This is a genomic window from Neobacillus sp. WH10 (assembly GCF_030123405.1).
In the GTDB taxonomy this organism is placed as follows: domain Bacteria; phylum Bacillota; class Bacilli; order Bacillales; family Cytobacillaceae; genus Neobacillus.
On sequence record NZ_CP126110.1, the window covers coordinates 4,559,902 to 4,575,868 of the forward strand.

The following is a 15,967-nucleotide window of genomic DNA, read 5'->3' on the forward strand; positions in this document are numbered from 1 at the left end:
CGGTGGTCAACATGCTAGAAAAAAGGCTTAGGGCGAGGGTTTCTTCATATAACTTTTATATGATTCTGTAAACTTTTTGCTGGTTCAGCTTACTTTAGATAGAATTCTACTACCTTTTGGAGCGATTCCGCCTACTTTAGATGGAATTCCGCCAACTTGAGCTGGGATTCCGCCAACTTTTGGATTGTTTCCGCCTACTTGAGCCAGATTTCCGCTAACTTATGGATTTGTACCTACTTGAGCCGGATTTCCGACATCTATTGGATTGTTTCCGCCTACTTGAGCTGAAATTCCGCCATCTTTTAGATTGATTCCGCCTACTTGAACTGGAATTCCGCCAACTTATGGATTATTTCCGCCAACCTGAGACAGATTTCCGCCAACTTATAGTTTTGTTCCTACTTAAGCCGGATTTCCGACATCTATTGGATTGTTTCAGACAACTTGAGCCGGATTTCCGACATCTATTGGATTGATTCCGCCTACTTGAGCCGGATTTTCGCTAACTTGGATTGATTCCCACACAAGACAACAAAAAACCCGGCTCTCAGGCCAGGCTTTAGTGTGTAATATTAGATTTTAAAGTAAGTAACTGATAGAGCAAGTAGGAAGAATAAAACTGATAAAACAACCGTAATACGATGTAAAATCAAGTCAATTCCTCGTGCTTTTTGCTTACCAAATAAGGATTCAGCACCACCAGAAATGGCACCTGATAGTCCAGCACTCTTACCCGATTGAAGTAGAACAACCACAATAAGACCAATACTTACGATAACTAATAATGTTACGACAAATGCATGCATAAAGGCCACCTCCTGTAGACGTACATTTCACAGTATATTAAATTTACCATATTATCTGCCTTTTAACAATAGAGTTATTTAGGAGATACCAGAGTTTGCCCGCGAACCCCTATGAGCGCAGTGGCCGTTTAATCCCCATAAACAGGCAGTAAGACCCACTGATTAAAGTTTCATTTTACCTTAAAATGGACGATGCCATTCTCACATATGTATGCCTTTTCCCTCTTACGACAATCGAATAAGCAGTAATATTTTCTGGAATTGTCATTCCCGCTGCACCTGCATCACCAACATGGAATAAATCTGCTCCTGCCATCTTGCTGTTTAGGGCAATTTGCTTAATGGTTGCTTCATCGGCACCTTCTTGGCTTGTTCCCGTTGTCAAAATCGCCATTGCTCCTTTATCATGAACAATGTCTACTAATTTGGCCGTTTTTTCAACAGTAAATCCCGGTACGGTTCCAGGTGATGGAATAAGGATAATATCAGCACCCGCTTCAATAAAACCGTGTAAGGTTTCCGTCGACATTAGACTGCCTCCAACCTCGCCTGCGACACCTGCGCTATGCATTTTACCAGCAATAATCAAGCCATCTTCACCGAACACCTTGCGAGCCATCTTAATAGCTTTCGTAATTTCCGCATTGGATACCCCTGTTTTCGGATTCCCCGTTAAGCAAACAAAATCAAAGCCAAGCTCTTTTGCCTTTTGCAGTGAATTTTCCGTTGCAAGCCTTCCCTCAGGCAGCTTAATCAGAGTCTCAACTTGATCAGCCTCTAAATCAACGGGTTCCAAATTAAGACCAATCGGACGTCCGACAAGCTTTTTCAAGGTTCGCACGATGCTGTCAGGCACCTCTTCAGTTAATCCTTCCATACTAGGGTTAAACACGTCAAAGAAGTTTAGTAAAATGAGATCGGCACCAAAGGCAGCTGCCATCTCCGCATTCGTTACTGCCGGATAATAAGGGGTCACAGCACCAATTACCTCCGCTACAATCGTTCTCCCTTCAGATGCGAGTATTGATTGTTTTAACTCTCTTCCGGTCATTTTTTCAAAATCAGATGCAGTGCAATCTAACAAACGCTTCATTCAAATCATCTCCCAACTGGTTAATTCCTTCATATACAAAAAATACCACAATCTTTAGGATTGTGGTAGGAAAAAAGCACTCAACCAGAATTGAGTGCCTTTGCTGATAGAAAATTATTTGCTCAAGTTATAGAAAGATTTAAGTCCGTTATATTGAGATGTTTCACCTAATTGGTCTTCAATACGAAGCAATTGGTTGTATTTCGCTACACGGTCTGTACGAGATGGTGCACCTGTTTTAATTTGGCCAGCGTTTGTTGCAACAGCGATATCAGCAATTGTGTTATCTTCTGTTTCACCAGAACGGTGGGAGATAACTGCTGTATAGCCAGCGCGTTTTGCCATTTCAATTGCATCAAATGTTTCAGTAAGTGTACCGATTTGGTTCACCTTGATAAGGATAGAGTTACCGATACCTTTTTCGATTCCCTCAGCAAGCTTTTTAGTATTTGTAACAAATAAATCGTCACCAACTAATTGAACTTTTTTACCAAGACGCTCTGTTAAAAGCTTGTGGCCTTCCCAGTCGTTTTCGTCTAAGCCGTCTTCAATTGAGATGATTGGGTATTTAGAAGCAAGTTCTTCGTACCAATCAACCATTTCTGCAGAAGTTTTTACAACGCCTTCGCCAGCAAGATGGTATTTTCCATCTTCTTTGTTGTAAAACTCTGAAGATGCAGCGTCCATCGCAAGCATAACTTCTTCACCTGGTTTGTAGCCAGCTTTTTCAATTGCTTCAACAATGGTTTGAAGTGCTTCTTCGTTTGATCCAAGGTTTGGAGCAAAACCGCCTTCGTCACCCACAGCAGTATTAAGGCCTTTGCCTTTAAGAACTGTTTTTAAAGTATGGAAAATTTCTGCTCCCATGCGTAGAGCTTCTTTAAAGCTTGGAGCACCTACAGGCATGATCATGAATTCTTGAATATCAACGTTGTTATCCGCGTGCTCGCCGCCGTTCACGATGTTCATCATTGGAACTGGAAGCTGTTTAGAATTGAAGCCGCCAAGGTATTGATATAAAGGAATATCTAAGTAGTTTGCTGCAGCATGTGCAACAGCCATAGACACACCAAGGATAGCGTTCGCACCTAGTTTACCTTTGTTGTCAGTTCCGTCAAGTTCGATTAACGCTTGGTCAACAGCTACTTGATCAAGAACACTGTATTCGTCGCCTACAAGCATTGGTGCAATGATTTCATTTACGTTGTCAACTGCTTTAAGAACACCTTTGCCAAGGTAACGTCCTTTATCACCGTCACGAAGCTCAACTGCTTCATACTCACCAGTTGAAGCGCCGCTTGGAACTAACGCGCGTCCAAATGCGCCTGATTCTGTAAAAACTTCAACTTCAACGGTTGGGTTACCGCGGGAATCTAATACTTCACGAGCGTATACGTCTGCAATAAATGGCATTTAAATCTCTCCTTAAAATTAATAATTTATTTTATTAAAGATTTCCCAGTCATTTCTCCTGGCTGTTCAATGTTTAATAGGTCTAACATTGTTGGTGCAAGATCACCTAGAATGCCGCCATCACGTAATTCTATACCTTGCTTCGTCACAATGACTGGCACAGGGTTCGTCGTGTGTGCGGTCATTGGTTCACCTTCAAGTGTAATAACTTCGTCAGCATTTCCGTGGTCTGCAGTAATGATCGCTGAGCCGCCTTTTTCAAGGATTAAATCAACAATTTTCCCTAAGCATTCATCGACTGTTTCGATCGCCTTAATCGTTGGCTCAAGCATACCTGAATGGCCAACCATATCAGGGTTTGCAAAATTTAAAAGAATGGCGTCGAATTTATCATCTTGGATTTCCTTCAACAAGGCATCGGTTACTTCGTAGGCACTCATTTCCGGCTTAAGGTCATAAGTCGCAACCTTTGGTGAGTTGATTAAAATCCGCTCTTCTCCAGGGAACTTTGCCTCACGGCCGCCGCTCATAAAGAAGGTAACATGCGGATATTTTTCTGTTTCGGCAATCCTTAGCTGCTTTAAATTATTTTGTGACAATACTTCACCTAAAGTGTTGTCAAGGTTAGTAGGTTTAAAGGCTACATAGCCGTCCACGGTCTCACTGAAGTGTGTTAAGCAAACAAAGAATAAATCTTTTGGATGCTTTGGTCCACGGTCAAAGTCGCGGAAGTCTAAATTCGTAAATGTATTGGAAATCTGAATCGCACGGTCCGGACGGAAGTTATAAAAAATAACGGCATCGTTATCTTTTATTGTCGCAACCGGCTGTCCATCCTCTTTCGTAATGACAGATGGGATGACGAATTCGTCAAAAATTCCATGTTGGTAGGAATCCTCTACTACCTCTAACGGATTGCTGTAAGAAGGGCCTTCACCGTAAACCATCGAGCGGTATGATTTTTCTACACGCTCCCAGCGCTTGTCGCGGTCCATCGAGTAATAACGTCCGGAGACAGTGGCAAATTCGCCGACACCATACTCCTTCATTTTATCCAGTGTTTGCTGAATATATGTTGCTGCCGTTTTCGGACCAACATCACGTCCATCAAGGAACGCGTGTACATATACTTTTTCCACGCCTTCTTCTTTTGCCATCTTCAGCAAGGCAAACATGTGGCTGATATGACTGTGAACGCCGCCGTCTGATAGCAAGCCAAATAAGTGAAGTGCGGTGCCATGTTTTTTTACATGATCCAAAGCCCCTGTGAAGGTTTCATTTTTTTCAAATTCGCCTTCTCGAATGGCAATGTTTACTCGAGTCAAGCTTTGGTAAACAATCCGGCCGGCACCAATATTTAAGTGTCCAACCTCTGAGTTACCCATTTGACCTTCTGGAAGACCGACTGCCTCACCTGAAGCGGTTAAATGGGAATGTGGATAAGTACTCCAGAAACGCTCAAAATTTGGCTTTTTAGATTGTGCCACAGCGTTTCCTTTTGTCTCTCCCCTGCATCCGAAACCATCGAGGATGATAAGGGCAACTGGAGATTTACTCATACTTACCTGCCTCCAGTAACTTTAAGAATGATTGTGCTTCTAGGCTTGCTCCGCCAACTAACGCACCATCAATATCCGGCTGTGCCATGTATTCTTTTATATTTTCAGGTTTTACGCTGCCGCCGTACTGAATTCTTACCGCATCCGCTACATCCTGGGAAAATTGCTGTACAATCACTTGACGGATGTGGGCACAAACTTCATTAGCATCCTGAGATGTGGACGATTTTCCAGTGCCGATAGCCCAGATTGGTTCATAAGCGATCACTGTTTGTTTTACTTGGTCGTCGGTTAAACCAACTAAAGCCTTAGCTACTTGGTCGCCAACTAATTGATTCGTTTCACCATTTTCACGCTGCTCAAGTGTTTCACCGCAGCAAACGATTGGTGTTAGATTATATTTAAACGCTGCAAGCGTCTTTTTGTTAACAGACTCGTCCGTTTCATTGAACATTTCGCGGCGTTCAGAGTGCCCAATGATCACATATTGAACTCCAAGGTCAGCAAGTGCTTTCGGGCTGATTTCCCCAGTAAACGCTCCGCTTTCTTCAAAGTGCATGTTTTGAGCACCAATTTTCACATCGCTGCCTTGTGTAGCTTCAACAAGACTTTGTAAAAATAAAGCCGGTGCACAAATCACAGATTCCATGTTTTCTGCTGCAGGTACAAGACTTTTCACTTCTTCGGCAAAGCTTTTTGCTTCAGAAAGGGTTTTGTTCATTTTCCAGTTTCCTGCAATGATAGGTTTACGCATAGGTGGCACATCCTTTCTTGTGTACGTTCCACTGCAATTTGTTTAATTTCAATATTAAAAATTGTTCATATTCTACATGAATTTGTTCATAAACTCAAAATTTTGTTTATAAATCAAAAATATTGTTCATATTGAGCTAAAATTTGTAGACATATGAACTTTTTGGACCAAAAATTATTTATCGTTCAATGCCACAACACCAGGTAATGCCTTGCCTTCCATAAACTCAAGGGAAGCCCCGCCCCCTGTAGAAATATGGCTCATTTTTTCAGCTAAGCCAAACTTTTCAACAGCTGCTGCTGAGTCACCGCCGCCAATAACTGAATATGTACCTTCTGCTTCAGCAAGTGCTTCGGCAACCGCTTTTGTACCGCCAGCAAATTTATCAATTTCAAACACACCCATTGGTCCATTCCAAATAACCAATTTTGATTTTTGAATAACGTCGCGGTAAATTTCTGCAGTTTTTGGTCCGATATCAAGTGCTTCCCAATCAGCTGGAATTTCTTCGATTGCTACCACCTTTGAATTGGCTTCTGCAGAGAAATCGTCAGCGACAACCGCATCTACCGGCACGTAGAAATTAACGCCCTTCGCCTTTGCTTTTTCCATAAAGGATTTCGCAAGATCAATCTTGTCTGCTTCTAGTAAGGACTTCCCAATTTCATGACCTTGTGCTTTAACAAACGTATAAGCAAGTCCGCCGCCAATTATCAAGTTATCGACTAGTTCTAAAAGATTTTCAATAACACCAATCTTATCCTTTACCTTTGCACCGCCAATTATCGCTGTAAAAGGATGCTCTGGATTAGAAAGAGCTTTACCAAGTACTTCAAGTTCTTTTTCCATTAAAAAGCCGGAAACAGCTGGAAGATTATGAGCAATTCCTTCAGTTGAAGCGTGAGCTCGGTGCGCGGCACCAAATGCGTCATTTACATAAACATCAGCAAGCTCAGCAAAAGCTTTTGCAAGCTCTGGATCATTCTTTTCTTCACCAGGGTAGAACCGGACGTTTTCAAGAAGGAGTACATCGCCTTCATTCATTGTCCCGATTACTGCTTTAACCGTATCGCCGTACGCCTCATCAACTTTTTTCACGTCTTTTCCAAGAAGCTCAGCAAGTCTTACGCCAACTGGAGTTAAGCGCATTTCTTCAACTACTTTTCCTTTTGGACGGCCGAAATGGCTTGCCAAAATGACTTTTGCACCTTGTTCCATTAAGTATTGAATTGTTGGCAATGCAGCGCGAATCCGCGTTTCGTCCGTTATTTTTCCATCCTGCATTGGGACGTTAAAATCAACCCGGCAAAATACCCGCTTACCTTTCACATCGATATCTTTAAGTGTTTTCTTGTTCATGTAAAGGACCCTCCTTAAAGTATTGGCTGATGAAAATTTCATTAAAAAAGGAGGGGGAATCCTCCCCGCTCCCCTTTGGAATACCATGTATCATTATAGATGGTTTACGATCAAAACACCAATCATATCCATTTATTAAGAATTAAAGTCCTTTTGAAGCGATGTAGTCAACAAGGTCAACTACACGGTTAGAGTAACCAACTTCGTTGTCGTACCAAGAAAGTACTTTTACCATGTTGCCTTCAAGAACCATTGTAGATTGAGCATCGATAGTTGAAGATGCAACGCTTCCGTTAAAGTCACGAGAAACTAATGGAAGTTCAGTGTAAGCTAGAATGCCTTTTAATGGGCCTTCAGCAGCTGCTTTTAAAGATGCATTAACTTCTTCAGCTGTTACATCTTTTTCTAATTCAACAACTAAATCCACAACAGAAACGTTTGGAGTTGGAACGCGCATAGCCATACCGTTTAATTTACCTTTAAGTTCAGGTAATACAAGGGAAACTGCTTTTGCTGCACCAGTTGAAGTTGGAATCATGTTTTCAGCTGCTGCACGTGCACGACGGTAGTCCTTGTGTGGCAAGTCAAGAATTTGTTGGTCATTTGTATATGAGTGAACAGTTGTCATCATACCGCGTTTGATACCGAAAGTATCATTTAATACTTTTGCAAATGGTGCTAAGCAGTTTGTAGTACAAGAAGCGTTTGATAGTACGTGGTGGTTGTTTGCATCATATTTATCTTCGTTAACACCCATAACGATTGTAATATCTTCGTTGCTTGCTGGTGCAGAGATAATAACCTTTTTTGCACCTGCTTCAAGGTGTTTCGCTGCATCTTCGCGCTTTGTGAAACGGCCAGTTGATTCAACAACAACTTCAACACCTAGGTCGCCCCAGCCTAATTGTGCAGGATCGCGTTCAGCGATTACTTTTACTTTGTGTCCGCCAACAACTAAGTATTCACCGTCAACAGTTACATCTTCTGCAAGAGTTCCGTGAACGGAATCATATTTTAAAAGGTGTGCAAGCATGTTTGCATCTGTTAAGTCGTTAATTGCAACGATTTCTACATTGCTATTTTTTAAAGCCGCACGGAATACATTACGACCAATACGTCCAAATCCATTAATACCAACTTTTACTGTCATGATAAAATTCCTCCTTTTATTGGGTAAAGATATATATTTTTAAAAGGGATTACCCTTTCAATAACCTTTTTGCCACACCTTCATCGGTTATTAAAATTGTCGATGCTGGTGCTTGTTTAAAGTATGCTTTGATTGCCTTTGCCTTTGATTCCCCGCCTGCAACAGCAATGACATTCGGGATATGTGCAAGGTCTTCGAGCTGAAGTCCAATTGTTGATACCTTGTGGACAATTTCGCCTTCTTCGGAAAAATAATAGCCAAATGCTTCGCCGACAGCCTTCCCATTTTCTAGCTTTTTCTTAATTTCTGGGTTGGTTTTTCTCCGTTCAGCCATTGTAATAGCATCCCCAATTCCATGGATAACCATGCTAGCTGATTTAATTAGTTCTAAAACTTCATGAATTTCAGGCTCTCTAATTAAAGATTCATAAATTTCCGCACTAACTTGATCAGGAACGTAGAAAACTCGATGTTTAGAATCCGTGTTTTTCGCCATATTCGAGCAAATCGTATTCGCTTGATTAGCTACATCTTCACCGACTCCGCCACGTGCCGGAACAAAAAGTAACTCATTGTGGTGATGACTAGGTGATAATCTTTCTGCCACCGAAGCCATAGTTGAACCACCAGTAACTGCGATGATATTTTTCCCGTTTAAAAGTTTTTTCATGCAAATTGCACATGCCTTGCCTAACTCACCTTTGACCATTGGTGACTCATCACTATCTCCAGGGACGATGATTACCTTTTTAATGCCAAGCCGATGCTTTAATTCTAACTCCATAACATCAATGCCCTTTAACTCACGCATTAAACCTTCTAAATCTTCGAGTAAATTTTTCCCTTCAGCAGTTAAACTCATTCCCACATTGTTTGCGTAAATAAGATTTTGCTCTTTGAGGAAGTCTACTTCACTACGGAGTATTCTCTCTGTAAAGCCAAGGCTGGCAGCTAAACTCCTTCTTCCCACAGGCTGCATAAATCCTATGTTCCGCAGAATAGTATATCTTTTTTGCAGGACTTGGAGGAGATCGGGTAATAATCTTTTTTGGATATCGATAAATGACTGCATGATTCGCATGCTCCTTTATTCTATGTAGTTGGTCTAAAAATGTCCACCATAGACATATTATGTCCCACCTACTCTAAAAAAAATCACCCCTTGTACGTTTTTAATTGTATCAGGAGTGAATTCCTATTTCAACTTATTTAATTCGGTTTTTTTCTTGCAAACGTTTACTTATGTCAAATTTGTCAACAAACCCAAATCCAACTTCTTCCCCGTCAAGATGAACAACCGGAATCATCAATCCATAGCGCTCGGTTAATTCATCGCTTGATTCTATATCGATTTCTTCGAACTCAAAATCCCATTCCTTTTTCAGCTCCAATATGGCGGTTTTTGCTTTATCACAAAGCGGACAGCGATTTCGTGTAAATAAAGTGATCATCGTTTGTGTCATTGTTAATTCCTTTCCTAGTTGAACCTTTTTCGTTTAGAAGAGGACGGGATTCCCAGCTGATCACGGTACTTAGCAATCGTACGCCTCGACACTACGATACCTTCCGTCGTCTTTAATTGTTCCACAATTTCTTGATCTGATAACGGCTTTTCCTTGTTTTCTTGTTCTATTAATTTACTAATTTCATTCTTCACTTGAGTGGAAGAGGTATTTTCATCCGCTGAAACTGTCTGAATCGTACTTGTAAAAAATGTTTTTAATGCGAATGTCCCAATGGGTGTTTGTACATATTTTTCGCGGACAGCACGGCTAACGGTGGATTCATGAATATCAAGCTCGGCTGCGACTTCCTTCATTGTCATTGGCACTAAATATTGCGCACCTTTTTGAAAAAACGCGGGTTGTTTTTCAACGATTTTTGCAACTACCTTAGTAAGTGTCTCTCTTCGCTGTTCAATACTTTTTGCAATCCATTGATAATCTTGAACCTTATCCTGCAGAAAACGGCTGACTTCCTGGTCTTGATCTTTGAATTTTTTATAATATTTCTCATTAAAGCTGATCCTTGGCAGGGAATCATCAAACATCCGGACTGTCATGCTATCTGAGAATTGCTCTACAATCGCATCTGGAATAATATACGTAGTGGTTTCTTTCCCTAACATTGCCGCTGGCTTTGGATTCAATAATTGAATTTGGTCAAATACATCTTGAATGTCCTTTAGGGTTACCTTTAATTCCTTCGAAATTTGCTTCCATTTCTTTTCGGCAAACGGGACGAAAAAGTTTGAAAGGATGTTTTGAGCAAGTTCGTTATTGGGATTATCATAATAAATTTGCATCAATAGGCACTCTTGAAGGTTCCTCGCACCGATTCCAGCGGGTTCAAGCGTTTGAATCACGGCTAAACAATCTTCAACCAAATCTTCCGCTACCCGCAGCTTTTGGGCGATTTCACTGACATCGCCAAGAAAGTAACCGTTTTCATCAAGGTTTTGTATAAGATGACGGATCACTTTTAACTGCTCCGCCGATAAATTTGTTATTTTTAATTGAGAGATTAAATGGTCTTCAAGTGAAAATGGTTTGTCAGCAATTTGTTCAATCCAGTCCTTTTCCGCTTTTTGATGCCCCCGGCGATTACGGTCAATAAGAGGATTCATCGGTTTGACATTGCCTGTTTCAATCTGTAATAGGGGATTTTCGAGTGCTTTATCTTCTAAAAAAGCAGTCAGTTCCTGAGCTGAATATTGCAATAATGCAATAGCCTGCGACAATTCCTGTGTCATTGCTAATTTTAACGTTTGTTGCTGCCATAAACCTGCCTTTAAGTTCATCCTGTTCCCCCCTATTTACTATTTTACACGATGACTTGAAAATGGGGTATGGAAAAAAATAAAAACCCCCTGTTTGTAAAAAAACAGGGGGTTTTTTGTAACGCGCTCGGAGGGAATCGAACCCCCATTTTAAGAACCGGAATCTTACGTGCTATCCGTTGCACCACGAGCGCTAAATATTAGCGACTTACATATTATATGCCAGATTCACGAACTTTGCAAGTATATAATAGGTTTAAAAATGACTGGAATGGTTATCATGATTGGTGGAAAGTTGTCGAACATTTTAAAGACGAATTGTTTGACCTTTATTGACCATCAGTGTATGATAACTATACATATTATTATTACCTTTTCCATTCAAAGGAGGAAGAAAAATGAATTTGATTCCTACAGTTATTGAACAAACAAACCGCGGTGAACGTGCATATGACATTTATTCCCGTCTGTTAAAAGACCGGATTATTATGCTTGGCAGTGCTATTGATGACAATGTTGCTAACAGCATTGTAGCACAACTATTATTTTTAGAAGCAGAAAATCCTGAAAAAGATATTACACTTTACATCAATAGTCCTGGCGGAAGTATCACAGCCGGAATGGCTATTTTTGATACGATGCAATATATTAAAGCAGATGTCTCAACCGTTTGTATCGGAATGGCAGCTTCCATGGGAGCATTCTTACTTGCTGCAGGGGAAAAAGGCAAGCGTTTTGCATTGCCAAATGCGGAAGTCATGATTCACCAGCCACTTGGCGGCGCTCAAGGACAAGCAACGGAAATCGAGATCGCAGCGAAACGCATTCTTTTCCTTCGCGAAAAATTAAATGGCATTCTTTCAGAGCGTACTGGACAGCCGCTTGAAGTGATTCAACGCGATACCGACCGTGATAATTTCATGACTGCTGAAAAAGCAAAAGAATACGGTCTGATTGATAATATCATCACTCGTAATCCTAATATTTCAACTGAAAAAAAATAATTCGACGAGCAATCGGCTTTCTGCCGATTGTTTTTTTATTTTGTGTTCTTTTTTGTGACCGATGCGGCCTTTTTTTCCTTTCCACGGGCACAATTATTCTTTTTCCTGACCGATGCCAGCTTTTTTCCTTTCCTAAGGCACAATTAAAAAGGGTTCAGCCTTCTAAATAAAGCTGAACCCTCCCCAAATTAATGTTCCTTCTCAATAAAATCAGTTAACGCGTTGACGGCTTTTTCCTCATCGTCTCCATCAGCGATAATATTGATTACGACGCCTGAGCCAACAGCAAGGCTCATTAACCCCATTATACTTTTGGCATTGACCTTTTTGCCATCCTTCTCAAGAAAAATATCAGCTGAAAATCGGTTTGCTTCCTGCACAAAAAGGGCTGCTGGTCGTGCTTGAAGACCCGTCTTCAATTTTACTTCTACCTGTTTGGCCAACATTAAACAATTCCTCCTCATAATTTATCTTATATTCCTTGAACTAATTCACTATTTCACAAACTTCCATGCTTTGAAGCCATTTCTCCTATACGTAGCTTCTCAGCGATTTCATCAATTTTTCGTAAGCGATGATTGATCCCTGACTTACTGATGGTACCGCCGGATACCATTTCCCCTAATTCTTTAAGGGTAACATCGGGATATTGAATACGGAGCTCTGCAATTTCTCTTAGCTTATCTGGCAAAATTTGCAAGCCCACTGTTGAATCGATGAAGCGGATGTTTTCCACCTGTCTAATTGAAGCACCAATCGTTTTATTGAGATTGGCGGTTTCACAGTTTACCAAGCGGTTAACGGAGTTCCGCATATCCCTGACAATCCTGACATCCTCAAAGCGAAGCAAGGCATTATGGGCACCAACAATATTAAGAAACTCGGTAATTTTCTCAGCTTCCTTTAAATAGGTGATAAAGCCTTTTTTACGCTCAAGTGTTTTACTGTTAAGACCAAATGTATTCATCAATTCGCATAAGGAATCATTATGTTCTTTATACAGCGAAAAAATTTCTAAATGATAGGAAGACGTTTCCGGATTATTAACAGAGCCACCAGCAAGAAAGGCACCGCGTAAATAAGAACGCTTACAACATTTCTTCTTTACAAGCTCCGGCGAAATATCATGAATGATGGTAAATCCTTCACCCAAAATTTTCGTATCTTCAAGAATTTCCTTTGCCTGTTCAGCTAAACGTACAATATAGACGTTATTTTTCTTCAGGCGCATTTTTTTACGAACTAAGAGCTCTACCTGCACTTGGTAGCTCTTTTTTAACAAAGTATAAATTCTTCTGGCAATCGCAGCATTTTCGGTTTGAATATCCACCACTAACTTACGATTTGAAAAGGAAAGGGAACCGTTCATGCGAATCAACGCCGATAACTCAGCTTGAATGCAGCACGTTTTCACTTCCAAGTTCGTTAATTCCTTTTTCGTCTCCGAAGCGAAAGACATCCCCTCACCTCCTAATTTCAAAAACATGTACAACTTATTTACGATTATAACAGTACAATACTATCTACGCTTCATACCGCTTTTTGGTTTCATCAACGAGCAAATTATATAAAATTTTCGCTACTTTTTTCGGATCATGCCGAAGAGCACCATTTTCCTGAAAGGCGATATCCGCATGGACCACTTCAAGCCCTAGCTTAAAAAGCTGCGGCAAATCGTATAGAACCGGTTCAGCCAGTTCTTCATTATAGCGGAGCTGGATATGCGGTGGAATTTCTTCGTTATTCACGAGGATTGTATTAATAAAGTCACAGCTCATATGGTCATAAATCGCCTTTACATGGTCACTCGCTGTATAGCCATGGGTTTCTCCAGCCTGCGTCATCAGGTTACAAATATATACCTTTTTTGCATGAGAGCGGCACACTTCATCACCTAAACGTGGGACGAGCAGATTGGGCAAAATACTTGTATACAAGCTTCCAGGACCAATAATGATTAAGTCCGCTTGACGAATAGCTTGAATCGACTCCGGTAAGGGATGAATCGTACTTTTTGAAGTTAAATAAACCCGTTTAATTTTTTTCCCCGAGTATGGAATTTTCGATTCCCCTGAAACAATCGCGCCGTCCTCCATCTCCGCATGCAAAATCACACTCTGATTAGCAGCTGGCAATACCTTGCCGCGGACATTTAAGATTTTGCTCATTTCTTGTATTGCATGAACAAAATTTCCAGTAATCGAGGTCATCGCAGCTAAAATTAAATTTCCAAGCGAATGCCCGGAAAGTTCATTCGACGTTTTAAAACGGTGCTGAAACATTTCCTCAACAAGCGGTTCCACATCCGACAGTGATGCTAACACATTACGTATGTCACCGGGAGGGGGAATATGCAGATCATCGCGCAAGCGTCCAGAACTGCCGCCATCATCTGCGACTGTCACAATAGCGGTGATATCTACAGGATACTGTTTTAATCCACGCAATAAAACTGGTAATCCTGTTCCTCCGCCAATGACAACAATACGAGGCTGTCCTATCTCTTTCATGTTGTTTTATCCTTTCTCCTCTCAATGTCACGGTGGGTGATGCATGTCTTATAATCATCTTGGAAAAATCGGCCTAGATACTCTGCTAAGGTAACAGAACGATGCTGCCCGCCGGTACAGCCAATTGCAATTACCAGCTGTGCCTTGCCCTCTCTTTTATAATGAGGAAGCATGAAGCTGAGCAAGTCCGTCACTTTTTCCAAAAACTTATTTGTTTCATTCCATTTTAATACATAGCTTGAGACCTCGTCATCCAAGCCAGTTTTTGGTCGCATGTGTTCGATATAAAAAGGATTTGGCAAAAAGCGTACATCAAAAACAAGATCCGCATCGATTGGAATCCCATGCTTAAAGCCAAAGGACATGACATTGACAGTAAAGATTAATTGTTTGTTCGCCGTAAATTCCGTAATTATCTTCTCACGTAATTCACGAGGCTTCATCTGGGAAGTATTATAAATCAATTGTGCCCGGCCTTTTAATTCCTCAAGAAGTTCTCGTTCAAGCGTGATACCCTCAAGAGGTAACCCTGAATGGGCAAGCGGATGTGACCGCCTTGTTTCCTTATACCTGCGTACTAATGTAGAATCATCCGCATCTAAAAATAATATCTGCGGTGTCACCCAGGATGTTTCAGCCAGCTCATCGAGTGCTTTAAAGAGATGATCAAAGAATTCTCTTCCTCTAAGGTCCATAACTAGGGCCACTTTATTCATTTTATTCCCTGATTCCTTCATAAGTTCAAGGAATTTTGGCAGCAGTGTAGGAGGCAGATTATCGACACAGAAAAATCCTAAATCTTCAAAGCTTTGAATGGCTACAGTTTTTCCAGCACCAGACATTCCAGTAATAATGACCATTTGAGTTTCGCTAGTCGAACCGGTACTCATTTCAATTCCCCCTATAATAATTAACTCGGATCTAATCGATAACTAATTAGTTCAAAATCTTTTGTATAAGTAAAAGTACCGTAAATAATTCCTTTACCATGAATCATATAATCAATGATATGTAGATCCCCTGCAGCCATTGGTAGGCCTTTTATCTGGTCAACCGGCTGCCATGCCAGCTTTCCTTCTTCCGATTCATCTAAATCAACTCCGTCAGAATCGGTTGCCACAAAGGTAAACATCATCCACTCAGAAAGAAGCTCGTCGCTTTCCTTCATAATCATCGTAAAAACCCCTTTTAATTGTGGGTTCTTTAAATAGATGCCCGTTTCTTCACGGTATTCCCGGATGCAAGAGTCTCGAACCGACTCGCCCGGCTCCATTTTCCCGCCTGGTGCAACCCACCAACCGCGGCGAGGTTTCTGCAGCAACAATATTTGATTATTTCTGATCAATACACAATTAGTAACCCGCTGCATGTTTTTACACCCTCTTAAACAAGCACAAGCCATATAATCGGGCTTACGCTAAAATGCAAAATATCCTACGATAAAAACCAATATATTCTTTTCATTATACTATTTTTAGAATACAGTCACAATGAATACAAAATTAATTATTTAGCGAATCTAGCTGGAAGACTATTTATA

At 40.9% G+C, this 15,967-nt stretch carries 16 protein-coding genes and 1 tRNA gene; 1 reads left to right on the forward strand and 16 read right to left on the reverse strand.

The window, feature by feature from the left end:
- Positions 1–572: 572 nt before the first annotated feature.
- From secG to QNH20_RS22435, 11 genes are all read right to left on the reverse strand, one after another.
- Complete coding sequence (gene secG / locus QNH20_RS22385) at positions 573–806, reverse strand: preprotein translocase subunit SecG (RefSeq protein WP_283920140.1); 234 nt, start codon at positions 804–806, stop codon at positions 573–575.
- Positions 807–981: 175 nt separating this feature from the next.
- Entirely contained in the window at positions 982–1,899 is a 918-nt protein-coding gene (locus tag QNH20_RS22390; RefSeq protein WP_283920141.1) for a DUF7916 family protein, read from the reverse strand.
- Between the two features lie 114 nt (positions 1,900–2,013).
- Positions 2,014–3,312, reverse strand: a complete 1,299-nt coding sequence (eno, locus tag QNH20_RS22395) for a phosphopyruvate hydratase (protein WP_283920142.1) — start codon at positions 3,310–3,312, stop codon at positions 2,014–2,016.
- 26 nt (positions 3,313–3,338) lie between these two features.
- On the reverse strand, positions 3,339–4,871 hold the full coding sequence (gene gpmI / locus QNH20_RS22400; RefSeq protein ID WP_283920143.1) for a 2,3-bisphosphoglycerate-independent phosphoglycerate mutase: 1,533 nt from the start codon (positions 4,869–4,871) through the stop codon (positions 3,339–3,341).
- A complete protein-coding gene (tpiA, locus tag QNH20_RS22405; protein WP_283920144.1) occupies positions 4,864–5,625 on the reverse strand; it encodes a triose-phosphate isomerase in 762 nt (253 codons plus the stop codon). The genes gpmI and tpiA overlap by 8 nt, the downstream gene beginning before the upstream one ends.
- A 174-nt stretch (positions 5,626–5,799) precedes the next feature.
- Entirely contained in the window at positions 5,800–6,984 is a 1,185-nt protein-coding gene (locus QNH20_RS22410) for a phosphoglycerate kinase (protein WP_283920145.1), read from the reverse strand.
- A gap of 142 nt (positions 6,985–7,126) precedes the next feature.
- Positions 7,127–8,134: a type I glyceraldehyde-3-phosphate dehydrogenase gene (gene gap, locus QNH20_RS22415; protein ID WP_283920146.1), complete on the reverse strand. Its 1,008-nt coding sequence runs from the start codon at positions 8,132–8,134 to the stop codon at positions 7,127–7,129.
- 49 nt (positions 8,135–8,183) lie between these two features.
- Positions 8,184–9,206: a sugar-binding transcriptional regulator gene (locus QNH20_RS22420; RefSeq protein ID WP_283920147.1), complete on the reverse strand. Its 1,023-nt coding sequence runs from the start codon at positions 9,204–9,206 to the stop codon at positions 8,184–8,186.
- 133 nt (positions 9,207–9,339) lie between these two features.
- Positions 9,340–9,597, reverse strand: coding sequence for a glutaredoxin family protein (locus tag QNH20_RS22425; RefSeq protein ID WP_283920148.1), 258 nt, complete (start codon positions 9,595–9,597; stop codon positions 9,340–9,342).
- A gap of 14 nt (positions 9,598–9,611) precedes the next feature.
- Positions 9,612–10,934 (reverse strand): RNA polymerase factor sigma-54, encoded by a 1,323-nt coding sequence (rpoN, locus tag QNH20_RS22430; RefSeq protein ID WP_283920149.1) that lies wholly within the window; start codon positions 10,932–10,934, stop codon positions 9,612–9,614.
- Positions 10,935–11,035: 101 nt separating this feature from the next.
- Positions 11,036–11,107, reverse strand: a tRNA-Arg gene (locus QNH20_RS22435).
- Positions 11,108–11,311: 204 nt separating this feature from the next.
- Between QNH20_RS22435 and clpP the strand changes: the two genes are divergently transcribed.
- Positions 11,312–11,917 carry an ATP-dependent Clp endopeptidase proteolytic subunit ClpP gene (clpP, locus tag QNH20_RS22440; RefSeq protein WP_283920150.1) on the forward strand — a complete coding sequence of 202 codons (606 nt, stop codon included), beginning with the start codon at positions 11,312–11,314 and terminating at the stop codon, positions 11,915–11,917.
- 188 nt (positions 11,918–12,105) lie between these two features.
- Here the strand turns inward: clpP and QNH20_RS22445 are convergent, their stop codons facing one another.
- The 5 genes from QNH20_RS22445 to QNH20_RS22465 all read right to left on the reverse strand — a co-directional run bounded on the left by QNH20_RS22445 (position 12,106) and on the right by QNH20_RS22465 (position 15,796).
- Entirely contained in the window at positions 12,106–12,363 is a 258-nt protein-coding gene (locus QNH20_RS22445) for an HPr family phosphocarrier protein (RefSeq protein WP_283920151.1), read from the reverse strand.
- 53 nt (positions 12,364–12,416) lie between these two features.
- On the reverse strand, positions 12,417–13,376 hold the full coding sequence (gene whiA / locus QNH20_RS22450; RefSeq protein WP_283920152.1) for a DNA-binding protein WhiA: 960 nt from the start codon (positions 13,374–13,376) through the stop codon (positions 12,417–12,419).
- Positions 13,377–13,440: 64 nt separating this feature from the next.
- The gene (locus QNH20_RS22455) at positions 13,441–14,427 is read right to left on the reverse strand and encodes a gluconeogenesis factor YvcK family protein (RefSeq protein WP_283920153.1); all 987 of its coding nucleotides are present in this window, start codon (positions 14,425–14,427) and stop codon (positions 13,441–13,443) included.
- The gene (gene rapZ / locus QNH20_RS22460) at positions 14,424–15,317 is read right to left on the reverse strand and encodes an RNase adapter RapZ (protein WP_283920154.1); all 894 of its coding nucleotides are present in this window, start codon (positions 15,315–15,317) and stop codon (positions 14,424–14,426) included. The genes QNH20_RS22455 and rapZ overlap by 4 nt, the downstream gene beginning before the upstream one ends.
- 20 nt (positions 15,318–15,337) lie before the next feature.
- Positions 15,338–15,796, reverse strand: coding sequence for an NUDIX hydrolase (locus QNH20_RS22465; RefSeq protein WP_283920155.1), 459 nt, complete (start codon positions 15,794–15,796; stop codon positions 15,338–15,340).
- Positions 15,797–15,967: the final 171 nt, after the last annotated feature.

What these genes read in the sequence shown, in the direction of transcription:
- secG (WP_283920140.1), bottom strand. Translation starts at nt 806, where the DNA reads ATGCATGCATTTGTCGTAACATTATTAGTTATCGTAAGTATTGGTCTT.
- QNH20_RS22390 (WP_283920141.1), bottom strand. Translation starts at nt 1,899, where the DNA reads ATGAAGCGTTTGTTAGATTGCACTGCATCTGATTTTGAAAAAATGACC.
- eno (WP_283920142.1), bottom strand. Translation starts at nt 3,312, where the DNA reads ATGCCATTTATTGCAGACGTATACGCTCGTGAAGTATTAGATTCCCGC.
- gpmI (WP_283920143.1), bottom strand. Translation starts at nt 4,871, where the DNA reads ATGAGTAAATCTCCAGTTGCCCTTATCATCCTCGATGGTTTCGGATGC.
- tpiA (WP_283920144.1), bottom strand. Translation starts at nt 5,625, where the DNA reads ATGCGTAAACCTATCATTGCAGGAAACTGGAAAATGAACAAAACCCTT.
- QNH20_RS22410 (WP_283920145.1), bottom strand. Translation starts at nt 6,984, where the DNA reads ATGAACAAGAAAACACTTAAAGATATCGATGTGAAAGGTAAGCGGGTA.
- gap (WP_283920146.1), bottom strand. Translation starts at nt 8,134, where the DNA reads ATGACAGTAAAAGTTGGTATTAATGGATTTGGACGTATTGGTCGTAAT.
- QNH20_RS22420 (WP_283920147.1), bottom strand. Translation starts at nt 9,206, where the DNA reads ATGCAGTCATTTATCGATATCCAAAAAAGATTATTACCCGATCTCCTC.
- QNH20_RS22425 (WP_283920148.1), bottom strand. Translation starts at nt 9,597, where the DNA reads ATGACACAAACGATGATCACTTTATTTACACGAAATCGCTGTCCGCTT.
- rpoN (WP_283920149.1), bottom strand. Translation starts at nt 10,934, where the DNA reads ATGAACTTAAAGGCAGGTTTATGGCAGCAACAAACGTTAAAATTAGCA.
- clpP (WP_283920150.1), top strand. Translation starts at nt 11,312, where the DNA reads ATGAATTTGATTCCTACAGTTATTGAACAAACAAACCGCGGTGAACGT.
- QNH20_RS22445 (WP_283920151.1), bottom strand. Translation starts at nt 12,363, where the DNA reads ATGTTGGCCAAACAGGTAGAAGTAAAATTGAAGACGGGTCTTCAAGCA.
- whiA (WP_283920152.1), bottom strand. Translation starts at nt 13,376, where the DNA reads ATGTCTTTCGCTTCGGAGACGAAAAAGGAATTAACGAACTTGGAAGTG.
- QNH20_RS22455 (WP_283920153.1), bottom strand. Translation starts at nt 14,427, where the DNA reads ATGAAAGAGATAGGACAGCCTCGTATTGTTGTCATTGGCGGAGGAACA.
- rapZ (WP_283920154.1), bottom strand. Translation starts at nt 15,317, where the DNA reads ATGAGTACCGGTTCGACTAGCGAAACTCAAATGGTCATTATTACTGGA.
- QNH20_RS22465 (WP_283920155.1), bottom strand. Translation starts at nt 15,796, where the DNA reads ATGCAGCGGGTTACTAATTGTGTATTGATCAGAAATAATCAAATATTG.